This is a genomic window from Embleya sp. NPDC001921 (assembly GCF_053594475.1).
In genome coordinates this window covers 1-14,895 of record NZ_JBSFEO010000009.1, presented here as the reverse complement: position 1 = coordinate 14,895, position 14,895 = coordinate 1, and the positions used below count along the sequence as shown (strand labels likewise).

At 71.9% G+C, this 14,895-nt stretch carries 17 protein-coding genes; 8 read left to right on the top strand and 9 right to left on the bottom strand.

What is annotated here, in order from left to right; genetic code table 11:
- Window positions 1-3: 3 nt before the first annotated feature.
- A complete protein-coding gene (locus tag ACWCPW_RS12825) occupies window positions 4-1,137 on the top strand; it encodes an adenosine deaminase (protein WP_449761596.1) in 1,134 nt (377 codons plus the stop codon).
- Window positions 1,138-1,346: 209 nt separating this feature from the next.
- Window positions 1,347-1,772 carry a hypothetical protein gene (locus tag ACWCPW_RS12820; RefSeq protein WP_449761595.1) on the top strand — a complete coding sequence of 142 codons (426 nt, stop codon included), beginning with the start codon at window positions 1,347-1,349 and terminating at the stop codon, window positions 1,770-1,772.
- A 198-nt stretch (window positions 1,773-1,970) separates the two neighbouring features.
- Here ACWCPW_RS12820 and ACWCPW_RS12815 read toward each other — a convergent pair whose 3' ends face one another.
- From ACWCPW_RS12815 to ACWCPW_RS12795, 5 genes are all read right to left on the bottom strand, one after another.
- On the bottom strand, window positions 1,971-3,005 hold the full coding sequence (locus tag ACWCPW_RS12815) for a trypsin-like serine peptidase (RefSeq protein WP_449761594.1): 1,035 nt from the start codon (window positions 3,003-3,005) through the stop codon (window positions 1,971-1,973).
- Window positions 3,006-3,139: 134 nt separating this feature from the next.
- A complete protein-coding gene (locus tag ACWCPW_RS12810) occupies window positions 3,140-3,331 on the bottom strand; it encodes a PspC domain-containing protein (protein ID WP_395866443.1) in 192 nt (63 codons plus the stop codon).
- A 101-nt stretch (window positions 3,332-3,432) separates the two neighbouring features.
- Window positions 3,433-4,083, bottom strand: coding sequence for a hypothetical protein (locus tag ACWCPW_RS12805; RefSeq protein ID WP_449761593.1), 651 nt, complete (start codon window positions 4,081-4,083; stop codon window positions 3,433-3,435).
- Window positions 4,084-4,106: 23 nt separating this feature from the next.
- Window positions 4,107-5,759: an ATP-binding protein gene (locus ACWCPW_RS12800; RefSeq protein ID WP_449761592.1), complete on the bottom strand. Its 1,653-nt coding sequence runs from the start codon at window positions 5,757-5,759 to the stop codon at window positions 4,107-4,109.
- Window positions 5,756-6,433, bottom strand: coding sequence for a response regulator transcription factor (locus tag ACWCPW_RS12795; protein ID WP_174861367.1), 678 nt, complete (start codon window positions 6,431-6,433; stop codon window positions 5,756-5,758). Before ACWCPW_RS12795 ends, ACWCPW_RS12800 begins: the two co-directional genes overlap by 4 nt.
- 166 nt (window positions 6,434-6,599) lie before the next feature.
- Here ACWCPW_RS12795 and ACWCPW_RS12790 point away from each other — a divergent pair, with 166 nt between their 5' ends.
- From ACWCPW_RS12790 to ACWCPW_RS12770, 5 genes are all read left to right on the top strand, one after another.
- The gene (locus ACWCPW_RS12790; protein ID WP_395866437.1) at window positions 6,600-7,223 is read left to right on the top strand and encodes a SigE family RNA polymerase sigma factor; all 624 of its coding nucleotides are present in this window, start codon (window positions 6,600-6,602) and stop codon (window positions 7,221-7,223) included.
- Window positions 7,224-7,575: 352 nt separating this feature from the next.
- On the top strand, window positions 7,576-7,908 hold the full coding sequence (locus tag ACWCPW_RS12785) for a hypothetical protein (protein ID WP_449761591.1): 333 nt from the start codon (window positions 7,576-7,578) through the stop codon (window positions 7,906-7,908).
- 98 nt (window positions 7,909-8,006) lie between these two features.
- Complete coding sequence (locus ACWCPW_RS12780; RefSeq protein WP_449761590.1) at window positions 8,007-8,837, top strand: hypothetical protein; 831 nt, start codon at window positions 8,007-8,009, stop codon at window positions 8,835-8,837.
- The gene (locus ACWCPW_RS12775) at window positions 8,834-9,856 is read left to right on the top strand and encodes an endonuclease/exonuclease/phosphatase family protein (protein ID WP_449761589.1); all 1,023 of its coding nucleotides are present in this window, start codon (window positions 8,834-8,836) and stop codon (window positions 9,854-9,856) included. The genes ACWCPW_RS12780 and ACWCPW_RS12775 overlap by 4 nt, the downstream gene beginning before the upstream one ends.
- A gap of 150 nt (window positions 9,857-10,006) precedes the next feature.
- Window positions 10,007-10,144 (top strand): hypothetical protein, encoded by a 138-nt coding sequence (locus ACWCPW_RS12770; RefSeq protein WP_449761588.1) that lies wholly within the window; start codon window positions 10,007-10,009, stop codon window positions 10,142-10,144.
- Window positions 10,145-10,252: 108 nt separating this feature from the next.
- Here the strand turns inward: ACWCPW_RS12770 and ACWCPW_RS12765 are convergent, their stop codons facing one another.
- From ACWCPW_RS12765 to deoC, 3 genes are read right to left on the bottom strand one after another with little or no spacing between them, the layout of a single operon-like run.
- Window positions 10,253-11,131 carry an aldehyde dehydrogenase family protein gene (locus ACWCPW_RS12765; protein WP_449761587.1) on the bottom strand — a complete coding sequence of 293 codons (879 nt, stop codon included), beginning with the start codon at window positions 11,129-11,131 and terminating at the stop codon, window positions 10,253-10,255.
- A complete protein-coding gene (locus ACWCPW_RS12760; protein ID WP_449761586.1) occupies window positions 11,124-12,560 on the bottom strand; it encodes an aldehyde dehydrogenase family protein in 1,437 nt (478 codons plus the stop codon). Before ACWCPW_RS12760 ends, ACWCPW_RS12765 begins: the two co-directional genes overlap by 8 nt.
- 5 nt (window positions 12,561-12,565) lie before the next feature.
- Window positions 12,566-13,540 carry a deoxyribose-phosphate aldolase gene (gene deoC, locus ACWCPW_RS12755; protein ID WP_449761777.1) on the bottom strand — a complete coding sequence of 325 codons (975 nt, stop codon included), beginning with the start codon at window positions 13,538-13,540 and terminating at the stop codon, window positions 12,566-12,568.
- A 94-nt stretch (window positions 13,541-13,634) separates the two neighbouring features.
- On the opposite strand from deoC, the gene ACWCPW_RS12750 reads away from it, so the two are divergent.
- Window positions 13,635-14,219 (top strand): PH domain-containing protein, encoded by a 585-nt coding sequence (locus ACWCPW_RS12750; protein ID WP_449761585.1) that lies wholly within the window; start codon window positions 13,635-13,637, stop codon window positions 14,217-14,219.
- An 87-nt stretch (window positions 14,220-14,306) separates the two neighbouring features.
- Here ACWCPW_RS12750 and ACWCPW_RS12745 read toward each other — a convergent pair whose 3' ends face one another.
- On the bottom strand, window positions 14,307-14,639 hold the full coding sequence (locus tag ACWCPW_RS12745) for a hypothetical protein (RefSeq protein ID WP_449761584.1): 333 nt from the start codon (window positions 14,637-14,639) through the stop codon (window positions 14,307-14,309).
- Window positions 14,640-14,895 lie beyond the last annotated feature (256 nt).

Below are 14,895 nucleotides of genomic sequence, written 5' to 3'. Positions count from 1 at the left end.
TTCATGTACAGCAGTCACCCGAACACGCCCGCTGCCTCGCCCACGGTCGAGCAGATCCGGCGTGCACCCAAAGTCCTGCTCCACGACCACCTCGACGGTGGGCTCCGCCCCGCCACGATCATCGAACTCGCCGAGGCGGCCGGATACGACCGCCTCCCCAGCGCCGACCCCGAGGCGCTCGGCACGTGGTTCCGCGAGGCCGCCGACTCCGGCTCGCTGGAGCGCTACCTGGAGACCTTCGACCACACCGTGGCGGTGATGCAGACCCGCGAGGGCCTGTTCCGGGTCGCCGCCGAATGCGCCGAGGACCTCGCCGCCGACGGTGTGGTGTACGCCGAGATCCGCTACGCCCCCGAACAACACCTGGAAGCCGGCCTGACCCTGGACCAGGTGGTCGAGGCGGTCGAGGCGGGCTTTCGCGAGGGCGAGCGCCGCGCGGCCGAGGCCGGCAACCGGATCAAGGTCGGTGCGCTGCTCACCGCGATGCGGCACGCGGCCCGCTCGCTGGAGATCGCCGAACTCACCAACCGGCACCGCGACATGGGCGTGGTCGGCTTCGACATCGCCGGCGCCGAGGCGGGCTTCCCGCCCACGCGCCACCTGGACGCGTTCGAGTACCTCAAGCGCGAGAACAACCACTTCACCATCCACGCCGGCGAGGCGTTCGGCCTGCCCTCGATCTGGCAGGCGCTCCAGTGGTGCGGCGCGGACCGACTGGGCCACGGCGTGCGGATCATCGACGACATCACGGTCAAGGACGACGGCAGCGTCGAACTCGGCCGGCTCGCCGCGTACGTGCGCGACAAGCGCATCCCGCTGGAGATGTGCCCGACCTCGAATCTGCAGACCGGCGCCGCCACGTCCTACGCGGATCACCCGATCGGCCTACTGCGCCGACTCTATTTTCGGGTGACCGTGAACACTGACAACCGTTTGATGAGCGGTACGTCGATGACCCGGGAGTTCGAGCACCTCGTCGAGGCGTTCGGCTACGGCCTGGACGATCTCCAATGGTTCACCGTCAATGCCATGAAGAGCGCCTTCCTGCCCTTCGACGAGCGGCTCGCGATGATCAACGAGGTGATCAAACCCGGCTATGCCGCGCTCAAGTCGGAATGGCTTTTCGGTCGGAGCTGACCTTTCGTGGGTGCGCCCGACCGATTCGGACTGATTTAGACCGATTCAGATCGCGGGCGCACCCCGAAGCCCCTCCGGGTTCGGGCGGACGGTCTGGCCTGACCCGAAGCGGGTGTTTTGCGCATTCCGCGTCCGATTCGCTACGTTGCGGTCTCACTTCGTAACGGGGTGTGTTTCGCCCCGCCCGAATCGAGAAACCGAGGATGCACATGCGATCGGTAACGCGTAAGGCGGCCATCACGGCCGGGCTCGGCGCGGCAATGGCAGCGGGCGCCGCGGGCTCCGCGAGCGCCGTGCCGGTGACCGACCTGGTCGAGGGACTGGCCCCGGCCGCCGCAACGGCCCAGGCGGCCCTGCCGGATGCCGCCGCGCCGTTCCCGCTGACCCAGGTCACCGACGCGCTCCCCGTCGGCGAGGTGCTCACCCCGGGCCACACGGCCGGGACCGTGGCCCACGGCATGGAGCAGAGCATGGAGCAGGGCATGGGCGGCCTCGCCGCGCAGGGCACCCCGGCCAAGGGCGGCCTGGGCTCGCCGCTCAACGCGCTGCCCACCGACACGCTGCCGACGGGCGAGTCCTCGCCGCTCGGTGGCACGCCGCTCGGGGAACTGCCGCTGGGTGGACTGCCTCTCTGACATCCGCATCGGGTTCCGCACCTGCCGCCGGGCCGGGTCGTCGGCGCGGAACCGGTCGGTCCTGTCGTGCCACGGGCCGTGTCCATCGCGTGTCGATCCTGCGCGAGGACACGGCTTCGTCGCGCCGCACGCGGGGCGTCGTCGTGCCCGCGCGGCTTCGGCCCGCCGGCCGCCGACCCGGCACGGGCCGCCGATCCGTCACAGCGAGTCGTACATGTCCTTGGCCACATCGCCCAGATACGGCCCCGTCATGGTGCGCGAATTCCGCGTGGTCACCCCCAGTGAGACATTGCTGACCAGGTAGCTTCGCCCGTCCACCTCGGCGAACCAGCCACCGCCGGAGGACCCGCCGGTCATCGTGCAGCCCATCCACAACATGTCCGGCTGCGGCCAGCCGTCCTCGCGGAAGTCCGTGGTCGGCGACGAGCACGTGTAGAGCGCGGTGCCGTCGTAGGGCGTGTCGCCCGGGTAGCCGAACGACTGCACGCGAAGGTGTCGCGGCGCGTTCCAGAGCACGTCCGCGCCCGCTCCCGCCGCGTCCTCCAGAGTGCGCCCGCTCCGCGAGTCGACGATGAAGGCGCCGTAGTCGAACGGTGACGCGCTCGCGTCCGACCCGCCCGGATCGGCGTTCTGCGCCCACTGGTTGCTCACCGTGATCCGCCGGGCCGGCCACCGTCCGTACGGTTCGCGCTCCGCCGGAGTGCGACCCGCGCCGTTGTACCCCGGCACGAAGGTGACCTTGTCGTAGAAGTCCTTGTCCCGGCCGCCGTGCAGACAGTGCGCCGCCGTCCACACCATGTTGCCGGTGGGGTGGTGCACGACCGTGCCGCTGCACTCGGCGACGCCCTCCGGCGTCCGGAAGAAGATCTTGCCCCGGATCGCCGTTTCGGGCTCGGTGTACGGCGAGGCCACCCGGCGCGCCTGGATCGTCGGCGGCTGACGGTAGTCCGCCTCGGGCCGCTGCTGCTCCTGGTCGGGCAACTGCGGCGGCTGTTGGTCGGGCGAGATCTCCGCGCCCCGGGGCTTGGCCTCGTCCTGCCGGTCCTGGTCCCAGAACCCCCGGGTGTCCTCGACGTCCCTGTCGCTGTACTGCTTCGAGTTCATCGCCTGCGTGCGCCCGGCCTCGACCGCCAGCGTGCCGCTGAGCACCAGCCCGACCAGGGTCACCAGGACGCCGGCGATCACCGACATGGTGATGATGAGGTTCTTGTTGTGTGTGCTTCCCGGTTGCATGTCCCCGCCCCCCGACCGAGCGCACGGCCCGGAACCCTCCGGTCCCGCGAGACCACTCGATCGAACCGCCTACCCATCCGTTGATCGGATGATAGGCGCCGGTGCGGTCGGGCCGTTGCTCCGTCCCGCCTCGCTCAGTCCTGGGGCAGCAGGATCCACAGCGCGATGTACAGCAGGAACTGCGGGCCCGGCAGCAGGCAGGAGAGCACGAACACCACGCGGACGGTGGTGACGGACCAGCCGTAGCGGCGGGCGATGCCGGCGCAGACGCCGGCGATCCGGCGGCCGTGACGCGGGCGACTGAGGGTCGCGGTGCTCATGGTCATGGCGCTTCCTCCTCGATGCGGCGGCGCCTGACGCGGCGTCGTCGTACTTCGAAGGTAGGACGATTCGGACCCGGCCACATCCATCGCAGGACCCGGCTCGCTCATCCGCCTCGGGGAGTAAGGGTCTTCCCGGAAGGGCGCGATTGCGGCCAGTCCTTGTCGAACGCCGACGGCGGACCGGAGGCCCGGGCGCCGGGGGACGGCGTGGCCGTGGTCTTGCGGCTGATGTCGAGATAGTTCTCGCACCGGTAGCTCTCCGGCGCCGTGCGTCGACCCGCGAGCAGCACCGTGTCGCCGCCGGAAGCGCTCTGCAGCGTGCAGACCACCTGCCCGAGCGCGATCGTGGCCAGCGCCGACAGCGGCGCGTCCAGCCGGAACAGGGTGGGCGGGTCGCCCTCGCGCCGGTCGGCCGCGACCAGGCCGCCGGCGGGCAGCGCGGTGGTGTACCCGTCCAACGCCTCGGCGTCGTTGGGGCCCAGGTGCAACTCCTCCAGGAGCTGGTTGACCTGGTCGGTGCGCGGCTTGTCCGGGACCGCCTCGGCGGGCCGCAACAACAGCCGGCCGCCCCGGGGAAGCGCCTGGAGCCGGTTGTCCTTCACCAGGTAGACGATGTGCCGCTCCGAGCCGGGCAGCCGGCTCTGCGCGGACGGCGCCGTACGACTGGCCGGCTTCCCGGCCCCCACCGGTCCCTCGGTCGGCCGGATCCCGCACGACGTGAGCGCGGCGAGCACACCGGTCGTCGCGAAGATCACGATCGGAAGCCGCCGGCGGGGTCTCAACGCCTGTCTCCTCGCTCGTCGTGCGTGCCGGCACCGGTGCCGCCGAGGTCGGCGCCGGCGTGCTCCGGGTGCTCCGCGATCTCGGCGTCGAGGTCGGCGTGCACGCCGTCGTCCTCCACGCCCTCGTCCGGGTCGATTATCTCTTCGAGTTCGGGCGGCACCAGCGGCAGGCGCAGGGTGAACTTGGCACCGCCGCCCGGCATGTTCGACGCGTACGCGGTACCGCCGTGGATCCGCGCGTTCTCCATCACGATGGACAGCCCCAACCCGCTGCCCTCGGACCGCGCCCGCGAACTGTCCGCCTTGTAGAAACGGTCGAACACGTGCGGCAGTACGTCCTCGGGGATGCCCGGACCGGTGTCGGAGACCTCGATCACGAGATCCTCCTCCGGACCGGCGAGCATTCCGGGTATCGCCACGCGCGGTTCGTGGTGGATCTCGACGGTCACCGGCGAGCCGCCGTGCCGCAACGCGTTGCCGACCAGGTTGGAGACCATGACGTCCAGTCTGCGCGGGTCCACCCGGGCCAGGATGCCCCGGGGTGCCCGAAGGTCCACCGCGTCCATCCAGGCACGCGCGTCCAGGCACGCGGTGACCAGGTCGGTGATGTCCACCTCGTCGGCGACCAGCGCCGCGGTGCCCGCGTCGAACCGGGACACCTCCATCAGGTCCTCGACCAGCGTGGCCAGCCGCTCGATCTCGGCGACCACCAACCGGGCGGCCGGCGCGCCCTGTTCGCCGAGGCTGTCCGCCTCCTCCTCGAGCAACTCGCTGACCGCGGTCATCGCCGCCAAGGGGGTGCGCAACTCGTGCGAGACGTCCGCGACGAAGCGGCGCGAGGACGACTCCAGCGCGCGCAGTTCGGCGACGCTGCGCTCCAGCTTCTCCGCCGCGTCGTTGAAGGTCCGGGACAGGTCCGCGAGTTCGTCCGAGCCGCGCACGTCCAGCCGGGTGTCCAGACGACCCGCGCCCAGCTCGCGCGCGGCGTGCCCGAGCCGGCGCACCGGGCGCAGGATGTGCCGCGCGGCGAACAGCGCGACCACCGCCGCCGCGCCCAGCGCCAGCAGGGTGCCCACGATCAGGTAGCGGGCCAGCGAGTTGAGGTCGGCCTGCTCGTCCTTGAGCGACTTGAACATGTAGCCCGTCGGCCCGTTGGGCACCACCCGGGTGCCGCCGACCAGGTAGGGCTGCCCCTCGATGTCGATCCGCTGGAAGTACATGTGGAAGCCACCGCCGCCGTCGGCGGTCTGCACCATGCGCTGCAGCCTCGCGGGCACCCGCTCCAGCGGGAACCGGGTGGGGTTGGAGGCGACCGGGCGACCGTCGGCGCCGACCAGGACCACGGAGTAGCCGAAACTGCTCTCCCGCATCTGGTCGACGGCGGGCCCCAGATCGGCCTGGTCCGGGTGCTCCGGGAGACCCGCGGAGACCCGGCCGAGGTTGTCCCGGAACTCGGTGAGCACCGAGTCCTGCGCGCGCTCCAGCACGGCGGTCCGGGTCAACCAGTAGGCGATGCCGGACGCGGCGACCGCGGCGATCAAGGCGACCAGCGCGAAGGCGACGAGTACCCGGAACCGCAACGAGCGCAGCTTCAGGGTCGGGGCGACCCGACGGACGATCCGGCGTACCAGCGGCGGCCGGCCCGTCACTGGGGCGGGTCGAGGCGGTAGCCGACGCCCCGGACGGTGCGGATCAGTGTCGGTGCGGACGGGGTCTGCTCCACCTTGGCGCGCAGCCGCTGGACGCACGCGTCCACCAGGCGCGAGTCGCCGAGGTAGTCGTGCTCCCACACCAGGCGCAACAACTGCTGCCGGGAGAGCGCCTGACCGGGCCGCCGGCTCAGCTCGACCAGGAGCCGCAGCTCGGTCGGGGTGAGCTGGAGCTCCTCGCCGGCCTTGGTCACCGTCATCGCGTTGCGGTCGACCACCAGGTCGCCGAACACCGACGCGTCGGACACCTCGCGCTCGCCGCGGCGCAACACCGCGCGGATGCGGGCGTCCAGCACGCGCGGCTGGACCGGCTTGACCACGTAGTCGTCGGCGCCGGACTCCAGGCCGACCACGACGTCGATGTCGTCGTTGCGCGCGGTGAGCAGGATGATCGGCAGCGAGTCGGTGCGGCGGATCCGCCGGCACACCTCGAAGCCGTCGATGCCCGGCAACATCACATCGAGCACGATCAGGTCGGGGCGCTGCTCGCGCCACCGTTCCAGGCCGGCCTCACCGGTGGCAGCGGTGACCACGCGATGGCCCTGGCGCCCCAGGGCGAGTTCGAGTCCGGTTCGTACGGACTCGTCATCCTCGATAAGCAGCAGGTAGGGCACGCAGGCCATTGTGTCTGACGTCACGGCTGGGAAGAACACGGGGAGGCCCCTTCCGGTTCGCCGCCCGAGGTCGCTGTTGCATACCTGTGACAGCTCACCGACCTGACGATGAAGCCCGCCCAGCAGGCTGTACATCGTGAACGAGCGCCGAACCGGGGGAGAAGTCATGCAGTCCCAGACGCAGTCGCAGGGCATCCGCAAGGACAACCGCCGTACCGTCGTCGCCCTTGCCCCGCTGAACGGCAACGCGCGTAGTGCTTCGTGCACGGACAGTGTCGACGACGAATTCACCGCGTATGTCCGTGAGCGCCGGTCGGCGCTGTTCGCCACCGCGTACCACCTCACGGGTGACCGCAACGAGGCCGAGGACCTGTTGCAGAGCGCGTTGATGAGCACGTACCAGGCGTGGGGTCGGATCCAGGACAAGGCCGCGCTGGGCGGCTACCTGCGCCGCACGATGACCAACCTGCACATATCGGCCTGGCGTCGTCGTCGGATCAACGAGTACCCCTCGGAGGAGCTGCCCGAGCGTCCGGACGGTTCGGACTCGATGGGCGACACCGAGCTGCGTGCGGTGCTCTGGCGCGCGCTGGCCAAGCTGCCCGAGCCGCAGCGCACCATGCTGGTGCTGCGCTACTACGAGGGTCGCACCGACCCCGAGGTGGCCGAGGTGCTCGGTTGCAGCGTCGGCACGGTCAAGTCGAGCATCTGGCGCGCGCTGCGCCGGCTGCGCGAGGACGACGCGCTGAGCTTCGGTGCCGACGAGGCGTTCGCCGAACTCGTCGCCTGAGCTCCGGAGTTCGTTGCCCGAACTCGGCCCGATCATCGGGTCCCACCACGTGATCGCGTTCGCGATCCGATGCGATCCGCGCGCGCCGCGCGAACTCGTTCGCCCGCCCGCGTCTTTGCTCGCGTCGCGGTTTCCCCTGTGCAGTTGTGCCGTGCGGTTGTGCGTCGTACCGGTGTCGATGGTCCCGGGCCGGATGTGTCATCGGCAGGGACGGCGGATGGGGTTGTGACGGTTCCGTCGAATCGGGAGCGGATTCGGGACATCGGCGCACGGGGCGCCGAATTGCGCTCGACGTAGTCGAGTGGCTACGTTGCGTGGTCGATCCCCTAGTCGACAGGGAAGGGCCATCGCCATGTCCTCCGTACTTCGCACCGTGCTCGCCGCCACATCCCTCGGCGCCGCCGCCGCGTTCGGCATCGCCGGGAGCGCCACGGCCGCGCCCGTCGCGCCCGACGAGATCTCCCGTACCGACGTGCCCGCGGCCGGCCAGGGCGCCGCCGCGGCGACCGGAGCCGTGCTCGGCGTCGTGGAGCGCGCGCAACTCAACCCGATGAACGGCGGCGGCCTGAACCCGCTGTCCAACAGCGTCGGCACCGACGTGGGCGACACGCCGGTCGGCACCAGCCTGGTCACCGGCGACCTCGCCGACGGGATGACCGTGCGGGACGCGCTCGATCAACTCTGAACCGGCCGGCCACCGCACCCGGCGCGCGCCGGCCCCCTGCCGCCAGGCCCGTGCCCGTCTACCCTGAGCCGCGGACACGGCCACGGGGAGGCACTCGGATGCGGCAGGAAACGGATCGTTTGCGGGAGCCGGCGGCATGGGCGCTGGTCGGCTTCGTGGCACTCCAATTGGCGGTCGACGCGTTGCGCGTCCTGTTCGGCGTGGGCTCGGGGGTGCACGGGTTCCGGGCGCGTGCCTATGGCGGTCAGTCCGCCCTGCTCGACGTGCTCACGCCGGTGCTGCTCGCCGGCGCGGTGCTGCTGGCGACGCACGCCGGCCGGCCCACGCCCAGGGCCCGGGTGATCACCCGGGCCGCGCTCGGAGTGCTCGCCCTACAGGGCGCCGTGGGGCTGACCGCGGCGCTGGGCGGGCTCGCCTACGACGGCGGCGGGTTCGCCGACATACCGGCCGGGGCCCGGGTCGAACAGAGCGCGATCAACGTGGGTGTCCTGGTCATGTTCGCGCTGTGCGCCTGGTTCCTGCTCGTGGTCCTGGGCGCGCCGGCCACGCCGACGGTCACCCGCGGCAAGTCGCTGCCGCATCAGGAATGGCTCTCGCACGGGCGGGACGCGACGGGCGCCGGCCAACCGGTCGGCACATCCGGGCAATACCCGGCGTATTCCGGGTCGGGCGCCCGCTACGCCGGCGCCACCGGCGAACACCACACCCCGACGGACGCGGACCGGCCCCGGGTCAGTGGTCCCGAACCGAGTGCCGAGCCGGCGTCCACGCCGCCGCGCGGCGCCGCGACCGGATCACGGACCGCCGTTTCCGAGACCGGCCCGCAGCCGGTCGTTTCCGCGAGCACTCCGGGCACCGGCACCCCGGCCGTGCCGCCCCGGCCGGGCACTCCGCCGGCGCCGCCCGCGCACGGGGGGACCCGGCCGTGACCGCCGAGGTCGAGACGGAGTCGGTGCGGGAGATCCCGCCGCCGCCTCGGCTGTGGCGGCTGCGCCGGCGCACCGGCACGTTCGGCCGCGGTGTGGTCGGCCTGGTCTTCGCGGGCGCGGTGCTGGTGACCGGGGCGCGGCTGCTGGTGTTCGACGCGATGTGGCCGGTCGCGATCGTGACCGTCTTCGCCCCGTACGCGGCGGCGGCCTCGGTGCTGGTGCTGATCGGGGCCGCGCTGCTGCGGATGCGGTTGACCCTGCTCGTCGCGCTGGGCCTGGTGGTCGTGCACACCCTGTGGATGTTGCCGAGGCTGACCCCCGCCGACGGCCCCGCGCCCGGCGGCGTGCGGTTGCGCGTGATGACCTCGAACGCCTACCTCGGCAAGGCGGACCCGGTCCGGATCACCGAACTGGTGCGCCGCGAGCGGGTGGACGTGCTGGCCGTGGAGGAGCTGACGCCCGAACTGGCGGCGGGCCTGGAGCGGGCCGGCCTGACCCGGGAGCTCCCGTACTCGGCCGGAGCCGGCGAGCCCGGCGCGGCCGGACTGGCGATCTACGCGCGCCGGCCGCTGACCGAGGAGCGGCTGCTGCCCGAGCGCACCACGATGCCGATGCCCGGCGCCACCCTGGAGGTGGACGGGCGCCCGGTCCGGATCCAGGGCGTGCACACCATCCCGCCGATACGCGGGCAGGCCGGGAAGTGGGCCCACGACATGGACGCGCTGCGCCGCGAGGCGGAGCGGCGCACGCTGCCCGCGATCTTTCTCGGCGACTTCAACGCGACCTCGGACAACGCCTCGTTCCGCGCGCTCACCGGCGCCGGGCTGCGGGACGCGCACGAGGAGCGCGGCCGGGCCCTGGTGCGCACCTGGCCGATGGCGTACTTCCACGGCCTGCCGCCGCTGTTCGGGATCGACCACGTGCTGGTCACCGGCGGGATCGCGGTGGTCTCGGTGTCCGAACACCGTGTGCCGCACACCGATCACGCGGCGGTGATCGCCGAGCTGTCGCTGCGCTGACCGCTCGTCAAGATCCCGTCAGGAATGCCCTCACCCGCGTCGATGCCGTGTCAAGAGGCCCGAGACGGTGGCCGCGCGCGGCTAGCGTCGAGTCCCACAAGGCGGTTCGCCCGGGCGACCGCACTTTCGCAACTTTGAGGATCTGATCGCATGTCCGCCCTGTTCGCCCTCTTCGCCCTCGTCGTGATCGCCCGCGTCCTGGCCACCTGGAAGCTCTCCACCCGGCGGCTCGCCGACGCGAAGGGCCCGGCGACAAAGACCCGCGCCGCCCGCGTGCTCGCGGCCTGAGGACGGTAGCGACAGAAGGACCGTCACCCACATGGGTGACGGTCCTCGCGCTGTCGCCCCCGGAGCGGTCCGGCGGCCGGCGCCCGACCGCCCGGAGCGGTCCGGCGGTCAGTGCCCGGTCGGGTGCCAGACCGTGCGGATCTCGGTGAACGCCAGCATCCGACCCGTGCCCGGGTCCGCCGACCAGTCCGGCTCCTTGGCCTCGGGGCGCACCACGCGCTTGAGGTTGTCCGCCGCCGCGATCTCCAGGTCGCGCGCCGACGCGACCCCCGCGTCCGGCGCCACGCCGGTCAGGTCGATCGCGTTGACGTCCTGGTGGGACGCGAGCGTCGGGGCGATCTCGGCCGGGTGCCCGGTCAGGATGTTGATCACCCCGCCCGGCAGGTCGGACACCGCGAGCACCTCGGCGAAGGACAACGCGGGCAGCGCCGAGGCGCCCGCCGCGAGCACGACGGCGGTGTTGCCGGTGGCGATCACCGGCGCGACCGCGCTGGTCAGGCCCAGCAGCGACGAGCGCTGCGAGGCGATCACCGCGACCACGCCGGTGGGCTCGGGCGTCGACCAGTTCGCGAACGGACCCGCGACCGGGTTGGCGCCGCCCGCGACCTGGGCGAGCTTGTCGGTCCACCCGGCGTACCAGACCCAGCGGTCCACGGCCGCGTCCACCGACGCGAGCGCCTTGGTCCGGCCGATGCCCTCGGCCGCGGCGACCTCGGTCGCGAACTGCTCGCGCCGACCCTCCAGCATCTCGGCGATCCGGTACAGGATCTGGCCCCGGTTGTAGGCGGTGGCGCCCGACCAGCCCGGGAACGCCTTGCGCGCCGCGACGACCGCGTCGCGGGCGTCCTTGCGGCTGCCGCGCGGCGCGTTCGCCAGGGTCCGGCCCTTGCTGTCGGTCACCGCGTACACCCGCCCGCTCTCGGACCGGGGGAACTTGCCCCCGACGTACAGCTTGTAGGTCTTCAACACCTCAAGGCGCTCAGACATCGAGGTAGGCCTCCAGCCCATGGCGGCCACCCTCGCGGCCGAAGCCCGACTCCTTGAACCCGCCGAACGGCGAGGCCGGGTCGAACTTGTTGAACGTGTTGGTCCACACGACGCCCGCCCGCAACCGCTGCGCGGTCCACAGGGCCTTGGCGCCCTTCTCCGTCCACACGCCGGCGGACAGGCCGTACGCGGAGTTGTTCGCCTTCTCCACCGCCTCGGCGGGGGTGCGGAAGGTCTGCACGGTCAGCACCGGGCCGAAGATCTCGTCCCGGGCGATCCGGTGTGCCTGGGTGACGCCGGTGAACACCGTCGGCGGGAACCAGAAGCCCTTGTCGGGCAGCTCGCCGGCCAACGACCAGCGCTCGGCGCCCTCGGCCTCGCCCGCCGCGACCAGTTCCTGGATCCGGGAGAGTTGCGCGGCCGAGTTGATCGCGCCGACGTCGGTGTTCTTGTCCAGCGGGTCGCCCACGCGCAGCGTCTTGATCCGCCGGGTCAGGCTCGCCAGCAGCTCCTCGGCCACCGACTCCTGCACCAGCAGCCGCGAGCCGGCGCAGCAGACCTGGCCGCCGTTGAAGAAGATGCCCTCGACGATGCCGTCCACGGCGGAGTCGATCGCGGCGTCGTCGTAGACGATGTTCGCGGCCTTGCCGCCGAGTTCGAGGGTGACCCGCTTGCGGGTGCCCGCGATGGTGCGGGCGATCTCCTTGCCCACGGCGGTGGAGCCGGTGAACGCGACCTTGTCCACGTCCGGGTGCGCGATCAGCGCGCGACCGGTCTCGCCGGCGCCGGTGACGATGTTCAGCACACCGTCCGGCAGCCCGGCCTCGACGCAGATCTCGGCGAAGCGCAGCGCGGTCAGCGGGGTGCTCTCGGCCGGCTTGAGCACCACGGTGTTGCCGCCCGCGAGGGCCGGCGCCACCTTCCAGGCCAGCATCAGCAGCGGGAAGTTCCACGGGATGACCTGACCGGCCACACCGATCGGCTTGGGGTCGGACCCGAAGCCGGCGTGCGCGAGCTTGTCGGCCCACCCCGCGTAGTGGAAGAAGTGCGCCGCGACCAGCGGGATGTCCACGTCGCGCGACTCGCGGATCGGCTTGCCGTTGTCGATCGACTCCAGGACCGCGAGCTCGCGCCCGTGCTCCTGGATCAGCCGGGCGATCCGGAACAGGTACTTGGCCCGCTCCGCGCCGGGCAGCGCCGACCAGGACTTGAACGCCTTGCGCGCGGCCTTGACCGCGCGGTCCACGTCCGCCTCGCCGCCGACCGCGATCTCGGCCAGCACCTCCTCGGTCGCCGGGTTCACCGTCTTGAGCCGACCGCCGTCCGCCGCGTCGGCGAACTTTCCGTCGATGAACAGCCCGTACGCCGGGGCGATGTCGACGATCGCGCGCGACTCGGGCGCGGGCGCGTACTCGAATGGGTTGCCCATGGCTGTCAGTCCACCGTCACGTAGTCGGGGCCGGAGTAGCGGCCCGTGGCCAGCTTCTGGCGCTGCATCAGGAGGTCGTTGAGCAGGCTGGAGGCACCGAGCCGGAACCAGTCCGGGTCCAGCCAGTCCGAGCCCACCGTCTCGTTGACCAGCACGAGGTACTTCATCGCGTCCTTGGTGGTGCGGATCCCACCGGCCGGCTTGACGCCGACCCGGATACCGGTGGCCTCGCGGAAGTCGCGGACCGCCTGGAGCATCACCAGCGTCACCGGCAGTGTCGCGTTGACCGCGACCTTGCCCGTGGACGTCTTGATGAAGTCGGCACCCGCGAGCATCGCGAGCCACGACGCGCGGCGGACGTTGTCGTACGTCGACAGTTCACCGGTCTCCAGGATCACCTTGAGGTGGGCGCTGCCCCCACCGGCCGCGGCGCCGCGGGCGCACGCGGCCTTGACCGCGACGATCTCGTCGAAGACGGCCCGGTAGCGACCGGACAGGAACGCGCCACGGTCGATGACCATGTCGATCTCGTCGGCGCCGGCGGCCACCGCGTGGGCGACGTCGGCCAGCTTCACGTCGAGCGAGGCGCGGCCGGAGGGGAACGCGGTCGCGACGGCCGCGACGTGCACTCCCGAGTCGCCGAGCGCGGCCTTGGCCTCGGCGACCAGGTCGCCGTAGACGCAGATCGCGGCGGGCCGGGGCGCGTCCGGCGCGCCCGGGTCCGGATGCAGCGCCTTCGCGCACAGGGCCCGGACCTTGCCCGGGGTGTCGGCACCTTCCAGTGTGGTCAGGTCGATCATCCTGATGGCGAGGTCGATCGCGGCGACCTTGGCCTCGTTCTTGATCGAGCGGGTGGCGAGCATTGCTGCCCGCGCTTCGGTCCCGACCCTGTCGACGCCGGGAAGCCCGTGCAGAAAGCGTCGAAGGGCCGCTTCGGACGAGGTGACCTCGGCCGGGTCGGCGAGAATTGCAGACGGCATGCTCACAAGACGAGCATATCTACTCGCGTAGCGTCGGGCCCAGTGGTCCGGCCGAGCCAAACCAGGCCGGTGTCTTGCGGCACAATCACCGGTCATGAGCAGCGACGAGGACATCACCACGTATCGCTCCCGGCCGGCGATGGCCGTCGGGGTGCTTCTGATCGCCGCCGGGGTGTGGATGGTGATCGACACGCTGATCCGCGGCGAAGGCAGCACCAAGTGGCTCGCCATCGCCGTCGTGGTCTTCTTCGCGGTCCTGGTGGTCGCGCTCACCCTGCGCTCGGCGGTGCTGGTCGGGCCGGAGCACCTGGTGATCCGCAACCCGTTCCGCACCATCGTGGTGCCCTGGGGCGCGGTCGAGCGGGTCCGGGCCGAGTACTCGATCGAGGTGCGTGCGGACGAGAAGTCGTTCCACATCTGGGCCATCCCGGTCTCGCTGCGCGAACGCAAGCGAGCGCTGCGCCAACAGGGCCGCTCGGCCGCGGAGGACCCGTACGGCCACGGCGCGCACGACCTGCCCCAACTCTCCCGCGCCGACCAGGTCGTGGACGACCTGCGCGGGATGAGCGAGCAGTTCGCCGCGAAGTCCACCGGCCCGGTCCGAGTCCAGTGGTCGATGGAGATCCTGGGCGGCCTGGTCCTCTCGGGCGCGGCCTCGCTGGTGCTGGGCCTGCTCTGATCCGGTCGGTCCGGGACGACCCGAACGCCGACCGAGCCCCGCGCGGGCCCGGTCGGCGGATGGTGCGCGTCGGTCGTCCGGCCGTGCTCAGCGACCCCGTCGGCGCAGTACGCGCGCGGCGCTGTACAGCACGATCAGCGCGGCGGTGACGGCGAGCGCGGCGCCCGTGACCGGCTCGACCACCGCTCCGCCGAAGCCGCGTCCGGCGGTGAGATCGTCCGCCGAGGTGTCGAAGAGGGCGTCGGCGACGCCGGAGAACAGCGGATAGGCCGACACGAACGCGAGCACCGGCAGGATCAGCAGGCCGACGAAGGTCGCGAGCGCGGGGACGGAACGCCCGGCCTTCGCCCACTGCCAGACGTGCCGCGGCCGGACGCGCGGGGCAGTGTTCGGGGCGGGGAACTCGGACAGGGTGCTCATGGCGTCCTCTGGGAGCCGGGGGGTGGACTGACCCTTCCACGATCCGCCGGCGACCGGTTCGGGCACATCCACCCGAAGAGCCGGCTCCGTCCCGTACCGCGGTACCACCCGACGCCGGGCGTGTCCTCCGAACGGCTCGGCCCGAGGTCGTACGCGAGTGGGGCGGGGCGGTCGATTCGACTCGACCGCGGTTGAACGCGGTCACCTCGTGGCCGGCCCGGACCAGGTGGGCGGCCATCGGACCGCCCATGATGCC

What these genes read in the sequence shown, in the direction of transcription:
- ACWCPW_RS12825 (WP_449761596.1), top strand. Translation starts at nt 4, where the DNA reads ATGTACAGCAGTCACCCGAACACGCCCGCTGCCTCGCCCACGGTCGAG.
- ACWCPW_RS12820 (WP_449761595.1), top strand. Translation starts at nt 1,347, where the DNA reads ATGCGATCGGTAACGCGTAAGGCGGCCATCACGGCCGGGCTCGGCGCG.
- ACWCPW_RS12815 (WP_449761594.1), bottom strand. Translation starts at nt 3,005, where the DNA reads ATGCAACCGGGAAGCACACACAACAAGAACCTCATCATCACCATGTCG.
- ACWCPW_RS12810 (WP_395866443.1), bottom strand. Translation starts at nt 3,331, where the DNA reads ATGACCATGAGCACCGCGACCCTCAGTCGCCCGCGTCACGGCCGCCGG.
- ACWCPW_RS12790 (WP_395866437.1), top strand. Translation starts at nt 6,600, where the DNA reads ATGCAGTCCCAGACGCAGTCGCAGGGCATCCGCAAGGACAACCGCCGT.
- ACWCPW_RS12785 (WP_449761591.1), top strand. Translation starts at nt 7,576, where the DNA reads ATGTCCTCCGTACTTCGCACCGTGCTCGCCGCCACATCCCTCGGCGCC.
- ACWCPW_RS12780 (WP_449761590.1), top strand. Translation starts at nt 8,007, where the DNA reads ATGCGGCAGGAAACGGATCGTTTGCGGGAGCCGGCGGCATGGGCGCTG.
- ACWCPW_RS12770 (WP_449761588.1), top strand. Translation starts at nt 10,007, where the DNA reads ATGTCCGCCCTGTTCGCCCTCTTCGCCCTCGTCGTGATCGCCCGCGTC.
- ACWCPW_RS12765 (WP_449761587.1), bottom strand. Translation starts at nt 11,131, where the DNA reads ATGTCTGAGCGCCTTGAGGTGTTGAAGACCTACAAGCTGTACGTCGGG.
- ACWCPW_RS12760 (WP_449761586.1), bottom strand. Translation starts at nt 12,560, where the DNA reads ATGGGCAACCCATTCGAGTACGCGCCCGCGCCCGAGTCGCGCGCGATC.
- deoC (WP_449761777.1), bottom strand. Translation starts at nt 13,540, where the DNA reads ATGCCGTCTGCAATTCTCGCCGACCCGGCCGAGGTCACCTCGTCCGAA.
- ACWCPW_RS12750 (WP_449761585.1), top strand. Translation starts at nt 13,635, where the DNA reads ATGAGCAGCGACGAGGACATCACCACGTATCGCTCCCGGCCGGCGATG.
- ACWCPW_RS12745 (WP_449761584.1), bottom strand. Translation starts at nt 14,639, where the DNA reads ATGAGCACCCTGTCCGAGTTCCCCGCCCCGAACACTGCCCCGCGCGTC.